General features: G+C 39.8%; 12 protein-coding genes. 2 read left to right on the top strand and 10 right to left on the bottom strand.

What is annotated here, in order from left to right; all coding sequences use genetic code 11:
* Positions 1-111: 111 nt before the first annotated feature.
* The 10 genes from istB to R3X26_RS16930 all read right to left on the bottom strand — a co-directional run bounded on the left by istB (position 112) and on the right by R3X26_RS16930 (position 15,071).
* Entirely contained in the window at positions 112-699 is a 588-nt protein-coding gene (gene istB / locus R3X26_RS16885; protein WP_411572431.1) for an IS21-like element helper ATPase IstB, read from the bottom strand.
* Positions 700-746: 47 nt separating this feature from the next.
* Complete coding sequence (gene dndE, locus R3X26_RS16890; protein ID WP_317718503.1) at positions 747-1,094, bottom strand: DNA sulfur modification protein DndE; 348 nt, start codon at positions 1,092-1,094, stop codon at positions 747-749.
* On the bottom strand, positions 1,094-3,103 hold the full coding sequence (gene dndD / locus R3X26_RS16895) for a DNA sulfur modification protein DndD (protein ID WP_317718504.1): 2,010 nt from the start codon (positions 3,101-3,103) through the stop codon (positions 1,094-1,096). The genes dndE and dndD overlap by 1 nt, the downstream gene beginning before the upstream one ends.
* Positions 3,104-3,111: 8 nt before the next feature.
* The gene (locus R3X26_RS16900; RefSeq protein WP_317718505.1) at positions 3,112-4,746 is read right to left on the bottom strand and encodes a DNA phosphorothioation system sulfurtransferase DndC; all 1,635 of its coding nucleotides are present in this window, start codon (positions 4,744-4,746) and stop codon (positions 3,112-3,114) included.
* Positions 4,743-5,822, bottom strand: coding sequence for a DNA sulfur modification protein DndB (gene dndB, locus R3X26_RS16905; RefSeq protein WP_317718506.1), 1,080 nt, complete (start codon positions 5,820-5,822; stop codon positions 4,743-4,745). The genes R3X26_RS16900 and dndB overlap by 4 nt, the downstream gene beginning before the upstream one ends.
* 191 nt (positions 5,823-6,013) lie before the next feature.
* The gene (locus tag R3X26_RS16910; protein WP_317718507.1) at positions 6,014-8,032 is read right to left on the bottom strand and encodes a DNA phosphorothioation-associated putative methyltransferase; all 2,019 of its coding nucleotides are present in this window, start codon (positions 8,030-8,032) and stop codon (positions 6,014-6,016) included.
* A gap of 26 nt (positions 8,033-8,058) precedes the next feature.
* Positions 8,059-8,583 carry a hypothetical protein gene (locus R3X26_RS16915; RefSeq protein WP_317718508.1) on the bottom strand — a complete coding sequence of 175 codons (525 nt, stop codon included), beginning with the start codon at positions 8,581-8,583 and terminating at the stop codon, positions 8,059-8,061.
* 694 nt (positions 8,584-9,277) lie between these two features.
* Positions 9,278-12,283 carry a tyrosine-type recombinase/integrase gene (locus R3X26_RS16920; RefSeq protein ID WP_317718509.1) on the bottom strand — a complete coding sequence of 1,002 codons (3,006 nt, stop codon included), beginning with the start codon at positions 12,281-12,283 and terminating at the stop codon, positions 9,278-9,280.
* A complete protein-coding gene (locus R3X26_RS16925; RefSeq protein ID WP_317718510.1) occupies positions 12,277-14,481 on the bottom strand; it encodes a hypothetical protein in 2,205 nt (734 codons plus the stop codon). Before R3X26_RS16925 ends, R3X26_RS16920 begins: the two co-directional genes overlap by 7 nt.
* Before the next feature lie 5 nt (positions 14,482-14,486).
* Positions 14,487-15,071, bottom strand: a complete 585-nt coding sequence (locus R3X26_RS16930; RefSeq protein WP_317718511.1) for a hypothetical protein — start codon at positions 15,069-15,071, stop codon at positions 14,487-14,489.
* A 426-nt stretch (positions 15,072-15,497) separates the two neighbouring features.
* Between R3X26_RS16930 and R3X26_RS16935 the strand changes: the two genes are divergently transcribed.
* Together R3X26_RS16935 and R3X26_RS16940 are read left to right on the top strand one after the other, a co-directional pair.
* On the top strand, positions 15,498-16,235 hold the full coding sequence (locus R3X26_RS16935; protein ID WP_317718512.1) for an IS6 family transposase: 738 nt from the start codon (positions 15,498-15,500) through the stop codon (positions 16,233-16,235).
* 351 nt (positions 16,236-16,586) lie between these two features.
* Entirely contained in the window at positions 16,587-18,827 is a 2,241-nt protein-coding gene (locus R3X26_RS16940; RefSeq protein ID WP_317718513.1) for a glycoside hydrolase family 3 N-terminal domain-containing protein, read from the top strand.
* Positions 18,828-19,101 lie beyond the last annotated feature (274 nt).

Below are 19,101 nucleotides of genomic sequence, written 5' to 3' on the forward strand. Positions count from 1 at the left end.
TTTCCTCCCGAACTCATCAGATATACCTGTTAATTTGCACTTAAATCTGATCCACGATTTGCATCTAAAAGTGATCCACCTAAGCAGGTCTATTTAGACCATATTTTTAGGTTAATTTCTACTGGTTTTCTCCTTAGACTTCTTCTTTGACTCTTTAAATCGATAACTGTCATTACCTGTTTCAATGATGTGACAATGATGAGTGAGTCGATCGAGTAGTGCCGTTGTCATCTTTGCATCACCAAACACCTTTGACCATTCAGTAAAGTTAAGATTAGTTGTGATAACAACACTTGTGCGCTCATAGAGTTTGCTCAGTAGGTGGAACAGCAACGTGCCTCCAGCTTGACTGAAAGGCACATAACCAAGCTCGTCCAGTAGCACCAAGTCGCAGTTCACTAGACGGTTAGCCATGCGACCAACATGACCCGCTTGTTTTTCCTTTTCCAGTGTATTAACCAACTCTATGGTTGATAAAAATCGTACTCGCATCTGATGATGTTGTATCGCTTGAACGCCTAACGCTGTGGCTAAATGAGTTTTCCCTGTTCCTGGCCCGCCAATAAGCACGATGTTTTGGCTATCTTTAATAAATTCACAGCGATGCAGACCTCTTATTAGGTATTCAAACCAACTAATTTGATAGTACCGAAATTTGGCCTCTAAATATAGATGATATCTGAGGTGTTCAGCATGCATAGTCGTTAATTTAGACTACGCATGCATTTCGAATACTAATCAATATCTTATAAAGATGATGACAAATTTACTACGGTCCGATGGTTTCGAATTGAAGCTATGCCATCTTCAACGTGAGCAGCCCAAGCTTGTTGGTATTTTTTAGTATCAAGCTCTGGGTAGTACGTCTTCAGCATAAGTTCTGTCACATCACTTGTTTCACCAAGCCATGTGTATTTATCTAGAACGAGTAAACCATCTAGTTTTGCTTCTTGGCCTTTGTATCGGAAATCACTTTCAATTGATCGAAAGAAAGCTATACGTGCCGAAACGTTTGGAGTGATTCCAGTATAGCCCTTCAACTTTTTAAGTTGTTCTTCAGTCGAACGGGTTAAGTTCATACGGTTCGGTAGCATTACACTGCCTCCTTAATCGATTCTTTCCAGAAGTAACCTTCTTTTAGCGTCGAAGACTTAGTAGTACCGTCAAAACAGATTTCGTAAGTACGAGCAAGGTCATCTTGGATGAGGCGTGTATAGTTTCTATCAATTTCGGTATCTGTCGATAAAATCACCACTTGGTGGCTTGCTGTAGGGAAGTAGTTCTCTACCAGTTTGTCACGGTGATGTGAATCTAATCGGCCTAATGGTGTATCAATTATAATTGGCAGCTTACGGCCAGAAGTACGTCCAAGTGCCTCTAGAATCGAGATAGCGTAGATCTGTTTTTCACCAGCAGACATAGCCTTACGGTTGATTTTAATTCCATGCTCATCAACTAACTCAACATCAAATGTGGCCGGGTTGATTGAAGCGGTTAGCTGGAGATCTTCTTTACGGGCTAGTTTTTTATATGACTGAACGAACTCATTTTCCAGTTGATTAACGCGAGCTTTAGTTAACTGCTCACCAAACTTATCTAATAATAATATAGAGTTTTGAGCGTTACTAACGCTTTGATCTTTGTTGGATTGATCTTTGTGCTTATCGTGTAATTTCTGGATTTTACGAGCAGTCTCTAATGCTAGTCGAAGCTCACGCTTAGCCTTTTCAAGTAAATCATGATATTCGATAATCAGTTTTTCTTTCTTTTTGTCTAAAGCTCTAACATCTGCAAATAATTCTTGCACTTGCTCTTGTTCGGGGGCTCGCGCGATATTGTGTGAAGCATTGTCGATTTCTTCTTCAACTTTTTGAAGGCGTATTCGTGCTTTATCAAAGCGAACAAAAGAATCCTGTGAAAGGGTTGATAATTGATAATCAATGGTATTTGCTTGGCGATCAGATATATCGAGAAGAAGTTCTGTTGAGTCTAATTCACCAACGTGCGCTTTAAAGCTATCTGCGATTGCGTTCTGTGCCATTTCAGTATCAAAGCTTGGGTATTTCGAACAAAGCGTTACCAAGAATGAATCTAATTCATTACCAAAGCTTTGTTTCTTTTTAACTTGTTGTTCTTGCATGATTTGAGTTTTCAGCTGTTGCATTGCCTTTGGAGCAAGTGAAAACGGGAGATTGGTTTCCATTTCCATACGAATCTGTTTCTCAAGTTCTGCCTTCTCTTTAAGAAGATTTTCTACTTTTAGTTGCTCGTCTTCTCTGGTCTTAGCCCAAGCGCCACCATTTTGAGACAGCTTGTTCTCGAGGTTGAGGATGTCGCGTGACATCAGTTCGATTTGAGTATCAACAATGTCCGCTTCACCACGTAGCTTTTCAGCATTACGCTCGTGAGTGATACGCTGTTCGTCTAGCAAATTCATTTGTTCTTTCAGAGACTGGCTTAAAGCACCTGCCCCCTGTTTTTTTAAGAAAATATTTAAGTCGCTTTTAAGTTTAGCTATAACATCTAATCCCAATAACCGATGAACTGCAGTTTTAAGTACGCTACCAGACTCATCTTCAGCTAGTTCAGAGATTTTCTCACCGTCAAAGAAGAATAAGTCGGCAATACCTGTTGGAATTAGCTCATTGAGGAAACCTTGGCACTGATCGTAATTTAGCTCTGGAATTTGGCTGCCATCTTTTTCAAGGCATAAGGTATCTTTCTTGCCACGTTTCCAACCGCGTATTACTTTATAAGTGTTTTCTTCACCGTTTTGGTTGTATTTAAACTCAAGTTCGATCGATGCGTTATCTTGAACACCCCCGTGACCTACACCTTTGTGAATCAGTTCCGATAATGCGTCAATGTAATCACTATTTGAAAGTAATTGGTTAAATGATTGTCTCCCGAAAAGCACTAAGCGAACGGCTGTCAGTATTGATGTTTTACCAGCGCCATTTAAGCCACCAAACAAAATGATAGGTCGTTCAGTTCCTTCAATAGGGCCACTTTTACTTAGGCGAGCAGGGGCTGGGTGTAAGTCAATTTCATGAACACCACGAAACACGCGAAAGTTGTTTAAAGTTAGTTTTGTAATCAACATTTCAGTATTTAAAACTCTTTTTGAAGCTGTTTATCTAGGTCAGCAAGCTGCTCGTTGTAGCGCTCAATTTCTTGTTGGTGAATATCAAACTCGGCTTTGCTTTGTAGCGCAGCATGCTTTTGTTTGATATTTTCCAAGCTTCCCCAGTCTCGTTTTAATAGCGACGCTATTTTGTTTGAAATACCACTACGGCGACTTAAACCTTCCATAGAGACTTCTAACTCGATGAGTTTCATAATCATTTCTGGTTCTACATCGAAGTTATTGCAAAGTTCATGGATAAGTTGTGCGTCATCTTTACCAAAACTCGCATTATCGTCATACACCCAATCAAGGTCGTAGCCATAAATATCTTTAAAGATAGTTGGTAGAGAGTCATCCCAATCCGGTTCATTTGGATCATGGATCCACTCTTGCCGAATAGCATGCAGCTCAGGTACAGTAATTAACTCTATCTCTCTACCTTCAGCCTTAAATTTTTTATCGAGTTCAAGTAGTTCTCGTAGCCATTGACGGCGATATTTAAGCCAGTAAGGGCCAGGGACGTGCTTACGTTCACTAGCAATATCTTCGCCTTCTTTTGCGTATTGGTAACTAACGCGACCAGTACGACGTTTATGGTTTCTGAACTCTGCCTTATTAGCTGGATCGGTTGTCATTGCTAATTTATTTCGGAACTCAAGGAGAGGAGCCATCCATTCTTCGCCATTTTGGATAAGACTCTCCATAGCACGATCTTTGGTCACTACGGTACATGTCCAACAACCAAAGCGAGAGTTACCACAAGAGGGAGTAGTTTCATCAATAACCATCGGACATTCACCTTGGCCTGAAGAATCTTTATATAAATTCCAAAGTACAAGGTTTTTACCACCCCAAGGATTTTCCCATTCTAAGTCATAGTTATCTTTCCAAATGTTTCTAGTACCTAACGTTGTTGTTTTTGTTTCTAGATGACATAGACGTAAGATTTTCCACACATCATCTACAGCCCACGTATCAATAGGGGTATAAATGAATGCGTTTGCTAAAGTTGTATGACGAGCTAAGCGAGAACCATCAATTTTATGTTTAGCGATAACTTGAGCACGTGAAGCACTCTCTTGGCTACGTGAGCCCAATACAACAATCACTTCATCAAACTGAGATACTTTGCTTTTAATAAAATCACTCACAGGATCGATTTTCATTCGTTCTGTACACCAGCGAAATGAACGTGTTGGTGCTGGGTAGCCTTTACCAAGAAGACTGGACCAGAATGTCTGATCAGACTCTGGTACGACTTTGTGGCAACTGATGGGTAAGTTGTCACGTATAGCCCCTTTTTGTATTGCAGCTAATGAGTCTTTAATATGATTTACAACTACAGGAGTCTCAACCAATGTATCAGATGAAACGACAAACACAGGTTTGTGGCGTTGTTCTTTCTCTAACCCAAGTAGAGCCATATAGATTAAAGACATTATAGCGGAGGAGTCTTTACCGCCGCTATAACCTATTACCCATGGACGATGGTCAGAACAATAGACGCGTTGAACGTCAGCAACATAGTGGCTGAGTTTATTATTGGCGAACTCTTCAGCATTGATGAATTCTTGGTATTCTTCGGCGAGATCTTCCGCTAATTTTAGCTCATGTATCATGATAACTGCTTCTCTAGAGCTTTTTCTTCTGGGGTTAATGGTAATTCAAGTTCGATTTTAAGTGCGTTGGCTGTAAGTTGAATATTTATATTCGACTTACTTAGTTTTCCGTGATTCATGCTGCGTTTAATCCATTCAGGATTGGTCTTTAACCAGTTGACTTTAGATAAGAGTTTGAGCTTTTCCTTCCATTGTTTTGGTTCTTGGCATAGTAGATTTTTACCTAAAACACCTATAGCATGTAACCCAACGCCATGTGCATGAATGTATTCTTGACGAAGTTGAGCTGGTGATACCTGTTTATCTATAACCATCTGCCAGTCTATAATATTGTTAGTTACTTCTTCCCAGAATTCTGTGGCCAATTGTTTCTCTTCTTCACTGAATCCATCTTTGGGGCCTTTACTTAAAAGTGCTCGTGTTGATTGTTTAATACTGCTTAAAGTAAATAATTTATTCGATTTTGGGCTGATATTGGATTTTTCCATTTCAGTCATTCCGACGAAGGGTTTTACTTTAGCTGCTAATTCACGAGCAAGCTCGGAGCTCTCATCTCGATGATCATAAAGAGTACCAAGTGATGGGCTTGGTTTAACTGCGTACTTATTTAGATCAGCAAACATTTGTTGGCTTCTACCTAAGCCTTCATCAATAAAGAATAATACAGGGATATTGTCTTGCCCAAGATCAGGGTTTTCTTTAAGGGCTTCTTCGATCGCTTTACGACGGTGTTGACCATCGTTAACTAGAATTTGTGCATCCATTGGAATCTGAAGTGTTCCTAAATTCGGAGCTCCTTCATGATCGTGAAAAGAGATATCTACGCCAACAGACGCTGTTAATGCAGAGAAAACATATTCTTTAGGGTTGTCGAGTAGGTACCTTACCATCTCAGGTATACGAGTTTTGTTTAATGTTCTTTGAGCCCTCAGTTCAGGTGGTACATCATCTTCGTTATAACTGAAAATTTTAGGAATGATTCTAAGAGGACACGTCGCAATGTAAAATGGACGGCCTGCTTGAATACCTCTAACAGCAGGAAAAGAGTAACAGTAACCTGAATCTTGATTTTTCATCGCGGGCTCTAAATATGTCATTTGGAAATAACATAAACTATATCTGTTATGTCATAATTTAACAAACTAAATTTAATTTTGTTATTTTTAAGACGTGGTATGTAAATGAAGGTATAGATATACTGTAATATTTTACAAGTATGTATACCAGATTTCCATGGTATAAAGGTTATTTTCTCTCATATTGTATTTTATCGTGAACGTAGAGAAAATCCTCTAATCTGTTTGTTTGTGTTGTTCAACAACGTTTCAAATTCGGTCCTGATCATCAGTGTTTCTTTAGATGAATTAAATCCCATTAGCTTTGCTAATCGTGTATCAAAATTTCGCTGTTTTTTGTAGTTTGGATGCTTGGTTGACATGTAAAGATGTTTATTGAGTAGTGGGGGTCTACGTTCTTCATTTAGATAATCGAAGAAATCGATGTTTTGGTCAGCCATTTTAATCTTAATACGTTCACTCAAAAATGGGACTGATTTCTCAAAGTCATCATAAGCCATTAGAGTAAGCTTTCCTGACGTAATATGAATTTTAATAAGATCTATTTCTTCATTTAATTCTCCATAAATTTGTAATCCAGCTCCTATGTATACTCGTAGTAACAGTGGTAATCGGTTCATGGATTTTCTATGAAAAATAAGTGAATGGCCTTGATTGAGGAGGCTAGCTGGTAGTTGCTTATTTGCCTTAATACATTGCTGTAGGACCAAGTCAGTATCTGCAATCGCAAATAAAAGCTCAGAAGCTAGGTTAATGGCGGTTTTGTAATTGTTGAACAAAGCTTTTATGTCGCGCTTTAAAGGTTCTGGTTGCTGCGTATAGGGTTTTCTTTTTTCAAATAATCCCATAGTTAAATAAAGGAGAAGGTCCTCCTTTCGATTCCTTTCGGCTTGTGCAAATTCTTTGGTAGTAAATATCTCCTGTAATAAATTAAAAATTCTTTTATGAGAACCTATAAGTTTTCTTATTTTATCTGAATGTTCAAATTCATCATTGGTAGGAATACGGCCTAGATTTAAACAAGTCCCCCAAAACTGATCAAACAAGTCCTGATGCTGTATTACCAGTAGCTTGGCTTTGTCCTTCGCTTCAACTTCTAGGGGTGATGTTAGCTGTTGCCATGTATGGGCACGTTTGAATTTATTTTGCAGATATTGTTGTTCCTCCAATTTGTCCTTAAATACATAAAAAATACCTGGCGCAACGGTAATAACATCCTCTTGTAGATTTCTCTCTATATATGCTTTGATTTCTGATTGTGAATAATACTTTTGAAAGGTGTTGCGAGAGGTGATTACTCCATCTTTATAAGGTTTGAATTGAGCAATATAACTTTCGTTGGCAAGCATGACTGAAACTACAAGAAATTTTTCTGTTAGATCCCATGCATTTAATAAGGCTTCTAAACGTTCATCTTTATTTTCAATGACGTTTAATACAAAACCTAAGTTAACGATACTGGAATTTACTTTATCGTTATCCGGTTGAAAATTTGGATCCCAACCCAATGCGTCTAAACCATGAGATTGTAATTCTCTTAGGTCATCACCTCTACCACAACCATAATCGAAAATAGAGTAGGATCCTTCTAGATAACCACGTTTTATTAGCGTTTTCATCGGGGCAGATAGTTCGTGTCGCACTAATGCGGTTCTGTGTCTATCAATCTGAGGTTCTTTTACTTGTGTTATTGCAGAATTACGAAATAAGCGTCCATCCACGAGTTCATAACCATAGCGTGCGATAAGGTTCTCCCAAGAACGCTTAAATCCAATTAAGCGACTGTTATCATAAAGGCCCGCGTTTTCACCTTCTTGTGTTATATGACTAAAGTGATCGAAATATTTATTCTCCGGCAAGATCATGGTTTCTTTGCGGTGTAAAATTGGTGGATTATCGGACTTATCGTAGAACATGGTTTTATGATTCAATTTAGACAGATCAACGTTCAAACTCTGTTTTAAAGCTGGGTATGAATCCGAATAAAAGTTAGGGTAGTGGAGAAGAGATAAGCGGAATTCTTTTTTGAACAACTTAACTAGGTTCCAGTTATCGTCATCTAAATTAACAGCTTTTGCTACCGCAAGAATGAATTGAGTAAGAACGGTCGGAAGAGCGCTGAAAGTATCTCTATGAAAATAGATAGTATCCGGAAGTTGCTTACCCACTTTGATTTGTGCTACTAGCGCAGCAAACAATTCCTTGTTCATTTCTTATCCTTTTTGATTTTTGTCGATTATAAGTTATCGAATAACGTTTTGGTGGCGTTACCTTTTGCACTTTTTATGTTTATTCGAAATCCATCATCACGTGTTTGCCGAATAAGAGCATAGCGGCTATGATCTGCACCAATACTGACGTGAATAGGTCGACTTTTTCCGTAAAAGTATAGACGATCAAATTGGAGGTGTTCACAGAGGTATTTCGCGACTTCATCCATTTTATTTTCGTAACCATGTATATAAAAATCGCACGCGGCACCATCACGTTTACAGATTCTATTTCCTTTGCTATTAAGTTCCATTGCTGCATGTTGATCGATTTTTGGAGCTATATCTTTCGGACTATTTTGCAAGATAAATCGTAGTAATTTCTGACCTGTGAAACCATAGGTAATCTCGACTTCTCCAAGTTTGGTAAGTGGATCTAGGATTTGTGATTGAAGTAAATGAAGCTGAATTAGAGAAGCTCTGGATGGTTCATTATTTCCTGTGAATTTAAGGTGTTTTTTTAGATACCAATTAATTAGCTCTTTATTCATTGATGACCTATTGGTTGAGGAATACCTAACATGATTTTTGACTATAATAGCGCCAAAAATGAACAATACGTTTTTAAAGAGTTATATTTGCTTAGTAATACGTTTTTTTAAAATTATTTCGTTTTATTTCTGATTTAGTTGAGTTTTAGATAGGTATAGTACTATCTAGTGAATCAAGATATGGCTGCAAGCTGCAAAATTATTCAAAAATGAAATACTCAGAGTGATTTTTCCTCTAAATGAATTATATTGAAATGCATCGCATATGCATTTTATGGCACATAAATCGCAGTGCTTTAATATGCGTGTTTCAAATGGAGCTGTAAACCAAAATTGCTTAACCAATGTACTTATAATGCCGATTATTAAGAAGAAATCTACTCGAAAACTGTGATTAAATTTAGTTAAATTGACAATACCAATTTATGTTTTGTTATGGCTCTGGAATTTCTGTTAGACGATAGGTGGTGGTAGAGTATGAGCTAATAACTAACGTCAGAACATAGGATTAAAAGTAAGAAGCCGAATTTTGGAAATTTTTTGCGTCTGATATTATGATTAAAAATCGGAGGCGTTATGGAAAAAATAAAAGATGAAGGTTATACACCCATTGTTATGGGCTTGGTGCTTTTCGCAGTGTATAGGTAATGGGCAGAAAGTGGCCACAGCACTTGAATTAGACTATTTACCACTTTTAGATATTGAGCATCATAATTGCCATCATGTGTAAAAGGTACATTAATACATGTGATGAGTACTTTTTGTACGCGGCTTTTTCTTGAAAGTTTGCTTGGTCTGGACTGATGAGCTCGAGTCTGATTTGGGCCTTTTTCCCCGTGGCCTGATTGTCGGTGATTTGTCTTATCCCTTTTAATACATCGTTCCATTCTTCTTTGTTTTTCGCATTAACCAAGTGAATCTTAACAATTCGCCAATGGCTTTTGGGTATAGCAGAAGCAAAGGTTTGGATAAACTTGTTGAGTGTAGAGGGCGAATCAAACGTTATGCCTGATTTTGTTACCGAGGTATGGGTGAGCGCATATTTTAACATTGACTGTATGTCGTCTTTACTGTCGGCATTTTTGTCTGTGTACAGCGTCCTAATGGCAAGCATGATGCGGTTGGCTAATTTTCTCTCTTTTGGTGACTTAAGCTCGCCAGGGGTAAGCTTATCCATTCTTTTATCAGAGAAGTGGCGAGATTTTCTTTGCGTTGAGTTGGTGGTTAAACTTTTGATATAAAGTGCATTTCGATACCATTTATCGATAGTGTCTTGGGATAAATTGTAGTCAAAAGCCAACTCTTTAACGCTTAATCCTTGCGCTATATGTGATAGTACGGTGCGACAAATATCGAAGGTTTTCTCTTCCTTTTGTGTTATATGTACCGGTTTTGGTGTCGTTGGATTGTTTAAACATGAGGGAAGGCGTAAGACTTTTACTTTTTTGTGGATGGCATCGTTACAATCGTTATGGCGTACTTCACCATGACGATTGAGTATTTCTCTGTGTTTCTGCCTTGAGCACAGACCCAATAATACGGCTTGTTTTTGCGACACAGTTGGATTGTGCTGGGCGAGCTTCAAGCCAATAATCCAATCAGAAAAATGCAGATAATGCTTAAATGTCATGGAAGCACTTTCATGCCCGGCAAAAGCAGACAGTGCGTAATAGCGATTCTGTTTAGACGAGCCGAGTATCGTCTTTCTTATGTAGTCGCGTTGTTTGTTAGAGTAGGGGACGAGGTTTGGATAGTTATCCAGTTCATCATCAAGCTCTATGATGAGCTGCATTCGACTTAGTGCGGAGTGCCGTAAGTGATAAAAGACAAAATGCGGTTGATTGGTTAGGGCTCGGAGTGTTCGTCCAACAAAGTTTGATATTAAAGCAGACTCAAAGGGTTCACCGTTGTGACTAAACAATCGATGAGAGGATTTTGCTCCCTGCTTTTTCATGGTTTTAATATGGGTGTCGACGATAGCGAATTCATGTTTAAGCAAAAAAGCACCGAGAGGCACTTTCCTTAAGGCGGCTGCGGTTTTATTGTCTCCAAATTGGTTTTCTCTAATACTGGTCCATATCAGATTTGAATTCTCCATATTGCTATATTGAAGTTTGAGTGCTTCATTAGGTCTTAGACCGACTCGATAACAAAGAATACAGATGGTTTGCAAAGCGCGTTGTTGAGATTTGGTGATATCGTTTAATTGTTCGATATGTGAGAGTAACGCGGTAAAGGCGCCTTCATCAACAAACCCAGCTCGAACATGAGAGTGGCTTTCTGCATGACTAAAGAAATCAGAAGGCAAAGGCGCAAGGCCGATATCACCGACCGCAAATGCGTGTAAGTCTTTTAGTCGCCCCAGGAAATATTGTTGAGGCTTTGGTTTGGCAATATTTTGAATGTTCTCATTGTAGATTGCGCCAATATCATCACTTGATAGTTGTGATAACGGGTATTGCTCATTAATCAGCGCCCATCGACGTATCAAATTTATGGCATATTTATAGACGGTTTGTCGTGTGCAGGTTTCGCTTTTTCTCATTAACCACCGGACGAACGTATGGTGAATAGGATGTTCATTGGAGTACTTGTCTAGATAGTCCTGCAGTCTTTGTCTCAGCTCATGATTTTTCTCATCTTTATTGCGTGTTGGCTCATTGATGATTGATTTAAGGTTGAGATAAAAATCTGGAGAATGAGCAGTATTTTCACGATCAATGGAATGGTTTTGTCGCTCTTTTACTGGCGAATCGAAATGGTAAAACGAGGAGACAGCGAGGTGTTGGACATCGGGTAAGTGGAGCCGACTAAGATTTTCTAAAGGCAAGCCGTAACTGGTGGTGCGCTCTACCATGGTTTCCAGTAGCGCCTGATTGAGCGTAACACCTGGCAACCGCTCAATGACGTAGCCAGCACTTAAGCACAAACCTTTCAGAGAGTTTGGCCGGTTTTTACTAAATCGTGATAATCCCAGTTTGTCTAATATTTGGCGTCGCTCTGTTGGTGCTTCCCACTCGGTTTTGGCGTGTTTTTTCCATCGATTGATTAAACCTAACGTGACCGGTTGTAGGTAGCAGTGTTTGATGGTTTGCCGCTCGTCGTTAATTCGGACATTGGTGTCTTTGTTCTTTAACCTTATGGAGATAAAAGGCAGTGAGCCCCAATGGTTTATGGGCTTGGACTTTGCGTGTAACCAGTCATTGAATGCAAGAATGGTCTCTTCTTGCGCTTGACCTGAATGAAAAATAAAAGAGATTAATACGGCTCGATAGCACTCTGTGACATTAGTAAACTGCGTTTTTCCTTGTAGTGTTGCTTCCCATTCTCGATACCAGTCGTAGGTTGCCCAGGCGAGTGATTGCCATTTTTGGGTTCTCAGCTGCTTTGGTTGGCGGTGAGTCACCAGATAGTTTGGAGGCGTAAATTTACACAACCCTTCTTTATTTAGCTTAGAAAGGTGATTGACGAGACTATTGTGGGCAAGGCGAAAATCAGAAGTATTGCTGAGTTTGGAAAATAGTAGAGCGATCAATTCATTCCATCCGTGCTTAAACTCGACATCGCTTTGTTTTAGGAGTGTTTTTTCATCTGGCCATAACTGGGCAAAAGAGTCTAAAGCGAAGGACTTCACTCGCTCTTGGGCTTGTACTCGTTTCTTACTACGAGCCTCAACACCAATCTCGGTGCTTTTTACCATGATATTACCTCGAGGTTGAGTTCATTCAAATAACGCTCAAGTAAAATGGCGACGGTTTCCATATCACGGCGTGATAACGCGGAAAAAGAAGCAAAACTTAAGGTATTCGCGGTCATGTGTCCCATCCAGGCTGCCGCGATTTCATCGGAGATATTGTGCTCATTGAGGAGCGTGCGAATATGATGGCGATGCCAATTGGGCTGCAATGGAAAAATATCGGCCACTTTTGCTTGATACGCGGACGGTGTGATTTCTTCAAGCTCACCATTGTTTCGGTAAAACATGAGGTGGGCATCACTGGTCAGGCTCTCTTGATATCGCGTTGCTAGCAATGGCGTCGAATGGCGAAAGTGGTGTCTGGCCGACGCTAGGAAATCAGTGTAGGCCGCCAAAGCGTGGATAGCTTGCTGAGGGAGGACAACGACGCGGCTGTTGTCTTCAAGCCGGTGAGCTTTATCTGAGATCCAATATTCTTTCGTCGGTAGGTGATAATCCGCCCGATAGCCAAACCACCCCGTGACGGGTCTTGCACCTGAGCTTAAAGCTAAGATAATTTGCGTATAGAGAGTCAGCGCGTTGTGGCTTTCCTCTGAATAGCGGGAATGTGTACGAGTGCGCTTGACCTCTTTTGCTAACATGTTGAATAAATCGCTCAACACCTCATCGGGTAATCTCAGCGGCGAACCTATCATGGCGTCGCAATGGCTAGGTATCCCGCAGGTTTTTAAGTCGACATCAGTTTTGGCCGAGTTATCGATAACATTCAGATACTGGGTATAAGAGGCGATAAGGTCTCTCACCCTAAATTGTAAATAATAAAGCGCGGGGTGCGCCTGTATGTTCTCGCCTTTTAATATTCGAACATGAAAAACGTTGAGTCCGGCGATGTGCGCGTACTGTTCAAACATCCTTGTAACCTTGACTTGAGTTAAATGGGTATGATGTTTTCTGTTTATTGTTGAAATAACCGTCGAAACAGAGATGGTTGAGAGGGTATTGAACTTTAGGTCCGTCAATCCTTGTGTGAGAGCGAGTGGAATAGGTTGAATAAATGAGGTCTCAATCTCACAAAGAAGAGGTTTAACTTTGTTTGGCTGTTTTATTGTTGGAAGGCGATGCTTTCTGCGTACACCGATGATTTGTTTATCGGCATTGCGCTCGACTTGAAGCGTGTATATCTGCTCAATTGATTGCCCAAGTATGAGGGATAAAAGGAGCAACTTCATTTCAGGGCGGTGAAGTTCAGCGGTGGTGTGTTTAAGCAATACCTCAAGCTCTTTTCTAGTCATCGCTGATATATCAGAAGATAAAAATAATTCTCGTTTTAAAACCTGAGAAGCAACCGCTCTTGCCACCATTTTTTGCGTGTGAATATTTTGATGTGAATGTTGGTTATCAACGGCCATTAAAGTTCGTTTTGTTTCACTACGTGACTCTTCTTCTTCCCAGGCCTGACTTCGCTTTGTCGGAAAGGTGATTTGCTGGATATAAAGGTTGTCATCAACTTGCGTACTCACATTGATGAGTTTTTTCCCTGGTTGTTTAAGTGATGAAGAGCGATTGACGTGATAACCAGATTGCCCCTTTAATGCGGCTTGGATTGGACGTTTGAAGTGATTGAGTTTGTTAATGGAGATAGTGGTGATGTTCGCTGCCGCGCCGGACTCGCCTTCAGTAAGAGAGACTAATAAATCTTCAAAATCTGGTAAGTTATTAAATGGGTTATCCGGTAAATAGGGAACGACATATGCTCGCTTCCCCAAAGCGATTTGACGTATTTCATCGCACATATCTTTAATTTTTGCTTCGTGTTTACCGAGTAACAATAATCTCAATGATAACGCGAAACATAACGCCTTATAGTCATCGTAGGCGTTGAATGTATATTGCTTTGTTTGAAAAGGGCAACTGATAAAGGCACTTAAAAAGTGCTCCCCTAAGTGCCCTTGGTCAGCAATCGTTTTGTACACAACATTAATATCTAAACGTGGTGAGTGAAAAGGTAAAGTGCGTATTTTACTCTTTATCAAAGAAAGTTCGGGAAAGTGATCAAAGATAGTTGGAGGCAGCAGAGATAAGAGGCGAAGCGTTTCTTGAAATAGACCACCATTGCTTTCGTCGTCTAAAGGAAAGCAGAGCGACGCTATCATATGAAATTGTGATTCCGTCAGTGTTGGCTCGTTATCATTTTGTTCCATAGACACTACCTGTTTTTATCATGCTTGAGGATGAGTTCATCAAAAAAGGCTGTGTCAGTACTCGTACTGGTAGGCTGTCTCGTTTTATTTTTTTCTTTTTTGTACTGCTTGGCTAACCTGGGTCGAGAGGAGTGCGTATGGTTGGCTATTTTGGTCTGCGATAATTTTTTGGCGTCAAAGTAATTTCGCCGGAGGTACTCGGGCATGTCTTCATTTATTGCTCGACGTAGTGTTTCCAATTGAAGTGAATCAACTGATGAGAGCACGGACTTCATCACTGAATTCCATGAAGCGCGCTCGATATCACTATCAGAAAGTTCATCATGTTCGATAACTAAGTAGTTAGCTAAATCGGTTGTGGACATATCAAATGTGCAAAATTCAAAGCCACTAAATAGTAATAATTCATCTTTAAAACGGGTCACGTGCAAGGTGGTGAGTTGGTCCATTTCGGCAACAATCTGTGCATCAAACTCATCGAGTTGAAAGAGAAATGTTTGCGAATGATAAAATTCGAAGGCGGATTTTGCATGAGTATGGACTCTAAGTTCACAAGAATTTGTTATGCGTCTGGACAGTAATTTGGCCATTTCATCTTCCACTAAATGAAAATTAATGTATAATTAATATACATTAATAAATAACCATATCTGTATTAAATGTTGTTAAATGGTATATAGATCAATAAATTTATATATTTAAACTTCTTATTTTTTAGTAAGTTAAGAGTAATTAGGGATTTAAAATTGGGTGGGTTACATCCTTCCAAGCTGATGATGCGGGTTCGATTCCCGCTGCACGCTCCAAGTTTCCCCCTCTGCTTTATCAATCCCAACCTTTTGAAAAATAACCACTTTATTGTGGATTTTTGCGTTTCTGATACGCGCTAATGTTAGCTGGGATCTGGCCTCCAAAATTATTGAGACCAAATTGAGACCACTTTGAGACGGGTCTGTTGCAAAAAATTTAACCAAGGCTCAGAATCCCTTCTTTTCCCTCTCTAATCTAGCGACTCAATGACCAACCCAGAATTCAAATGGAAACACTTTGCTCCTGAAATCATCCTTTGGTGCCTTCGTTGGTATGGTTCGACACCAATGAGCTACGCGAACCTCAGCGACATGCTGGCAGAGCGGGGGATTTCGGTTAATCGTTCGACCATTTATCGTTGGTTTATTGAATATGCTCCAGTATTACGTAAGAAGCTACGTCGCCATCAATTCATCCGGACAGACTCTTCGTGGCAGCTTGATGACACCTACGTCAAAGTGAAGGGGAAATGGCACTATCTTTACCGTGCTATAAATAAACAAGGCGAGACGCTGGATTTCTATTTCTCTCACAAGCGTAATAAAGAAGCAGCTTATCAGTTTCTTAGGCGTTGCCTGAGATATTACGACATAGACAATCAACCTAAAACGTTAAACACCGACAAACATTCCTCATACGCCAATGCGATTGCCCGCTTAAAGAAGGAGGGACGACTGCGAGCGGATGTCGAGCAGCGGCAAGTTAAGTGCCTCAATAATGGTATCGAGTCTGATCACGCCCCAATAAAGAAACTCGTTGTAGCCACCGGTGGGTTTAAAATACGAAAGCGAGCTTGGTCAACTATCCAGGGATTCGAATCATTACGGATGTTGAACAAAGGTCAATTTGATTGTTGGTTGCGCCATGATGAACGTAAAACCATTGTGCGGGAGAGATCCGCCTTCATGAATCGTCTCTTCAATGTTGAGGTTGTTTACCAGTAATCATTGAGCCATCACAGGGTAGATCTGCCTTATCTGATTATTTGCAACGACCCCTATATTATCGGTAACACATTGGGTGGGTAGTGATAACGAATCGGCCATGTTAATGCAGATAAACCTTTTCTACTACTATTTATAAAATAAATGTTGATTAAGTATAGGTTTTATTTCTTACATTCGGTAAGCACGTTTTTAACGGAAAATATTATGATTGCTTTCACAAATACAGAAATTGATTAAAAAACATAAAGGAATAATAAATTAAATAAATGATTGTATCTTATTAAAATTAGATACTGTTCAAAGTAGGTTTAGTTTGTATTTTACATAGTCTATCCATGGAGTTTTTACGTGCATCCGATCTATAAAAGTAAGCAATATTCGATATCGACACGTGTTGATAACCTGCTTAGTTTAATGACCATAGAAGAAAAAGTCGGCCAACTTCTTCAATTACCAGCCAATGTAGAGGGGAATACAGATAAGCTAGAAGAGTGGCATGTGGGTAGTTATCTGCATTGCACTGGATCTATAAATTCAGAACTTCAAGCTCGGGCAGTTAATTCGCGCCTTGGTATTCCTCTGATGTTTGGTATCGATGCTATTCACGGCCATTGCTTTGATAATGACTCAACTGTTTTTCCTAGCCAGCTTGCGGCTTCTTCAAGCTGGGATTTAGAGCTTATGTATAAAATGGCGCGGATTACAGCTAAAGAAACGCGCGCCTCAGGGCTGCATTGGACATTTTCGCCTGTGCTGTGCGTTGCGCGAGATGCTCGTTGGGGAAGAATTGATGAAACGTACGGAGAAGATGCATGGTTAATCGGAGAGATGGCAGCAGCCACAATTAAAGGTTACCAAAGTGATGATGTCAGCTCTCCGGACTCTATTCTTGCTTGTGCTAAGCACTATGTAGCCTATGGAGAAACCATAGGTGGTCGAGATTCATATGAAGCCAACGTGTCTAGGCGTCAGTTGTTATCTACGTTTTTACCACCGTTTGAAAAAGCAGTTAAAGAAGCTAATGTTGCTTCATTAATGACAGGCTATCATAGCAACGATGGTGTTCCGTGTTCGATAGATGAGTGGTTGTTGACCGATGTAGCAAAAATAGATTGGAAACTCGACGGCTTTATTGTGACGGATTGGGAAAATGTACGTTCACTTCATACTAAACAAACGGTGTGTGAAAATGAAAAAGAAGCATGTTACCAATCATTAATAGCGGGTAACGATATGATAATGTCAACACCTGAGTTCTACTTTTTAACGATAGAGTTAGTACAAGAAGGTCGGGTAGCTGTCGCCACTTTAGATGCGGCTGTTAAAAGAATTCTTACTAAGAAGTTCGAACTAGGTTTGTTTGATTCGATGGCAAACTATGCACCGAAACGTAGCGAAATTATGGGTATTAAAGAACACCATGATGTCTCTTTGGAGGCCAGTCGTAAAGGGTTAGTGTTGCTGAAAAATGATGGGATATTACCTGTTAAGCCATTCTCGTTGAAAAAGATATTGTTGGTTGGACCCAATGCAGACGATGTTATCGCTCAATTAGGTGACTGGTCATTTGGCTCGATACAAGCAAGCATGACAAATGATACGTTTCATCGAGAGCAAACGGTTACATTATTGGATGCATTAACGCATGAAGCAAACCAACAAGGATTCGAGCTTGAATTTATCAAAGGTGCCGATTGTGTTGATGCTTCATTCGATGAAATTGGAGCAATTAACACCGCCTTACTTTCTGCTGATTTAGTGGTGGCCTGCGTCGGTGATACCTTGTCTCAAAACGGTGAGTTCCACGATAGAGCTAACCTTGACTTGACTGGAAAACAACAAGCGATGTTAGAGGTCATTAAACGTCATAGTAAGCCGTTTGTGGTCTGTTTATTGGCTTCAAAACCGTTAACTATTCCATGGGTTAAAGAACACGCCAATGCAATATTATGTGGTTTTAATTTAGGCCCGAAAGGTGGGCAAGCATTTTCTGAAGCACTATTTGGTGCACTTAACCCATCGGGTAAATTGACTATTTCTTTTCCTGTTCATGTTGGCCAAATTCCAGTTTATTACAACAAGTTTCAGGGTTGGCATGCACATAATAGCCATCAAACCAATGGAGAAGAGCGTTATATAGATATGCCTCTTGAACCTTTATTTAGTTTTGGCGAAGGGATGTCTTATAGTCGTTTCAGTTACCATAATATTTTAATTGAACAAAATTTACTGAACCCGGGACAAGACGTTAATATTTCGTTTGAAATAGAAAATATATCAAGTGTTGACGGTGTTGAAATTACTCAAGTTTACGTTCGTGATGTGTATTCCTCTGTCACGACACCCGTTAAAAAATTGTGTGGCTTCGCTCGGGTTAAAGTTGCTGCAGGGGAACGGAAAAAGGTGAGAATTATTGTACCGTTTGATGAATTGGCGCTTATTAATGCTCGCTTGCAAAAAGTAGTCGAAGCAGGGGACTTCGAATTCATGATCGGTTCATCATCTAAAGATCGAGATTTACAGCAAGTAAATGTAACAGTTAAGCAATCTGTCGTGTTGAAGGAAAATTGTGTTAGCTCTACGAACTAGACCGGAGTGATCAGTAAAATAGATATTATAATGCGTAGACTCAAAGTGAAGGTTTTTGCTCGAAGCTTATTTCGTTAGCAAGGCTCTTTTCCCTAAGTACTCCTTCCAACCTGCATAGTGCTGAGCGATCTGTTTGGACAGTACATTGTTTTCAATTATGTTGCGGTGAGCTTTAACGACAACGTTATAGTATCGATTCCACAAATGTGACAGTGGAAAAGATCTTTAACGTCAATAGAAGGAAAGGGCGACCAATACGAACATAAACGTTCAA

Source organism: Vibrio sp. TH_r3, assembly GCF_033101115.1.
Taxonomy (GTDB): domain Bacteria; phylum Pseudomonadota; class Gammaproteobacteria; order Enterobacterales; family Vibrionaceae; genus Vibrio.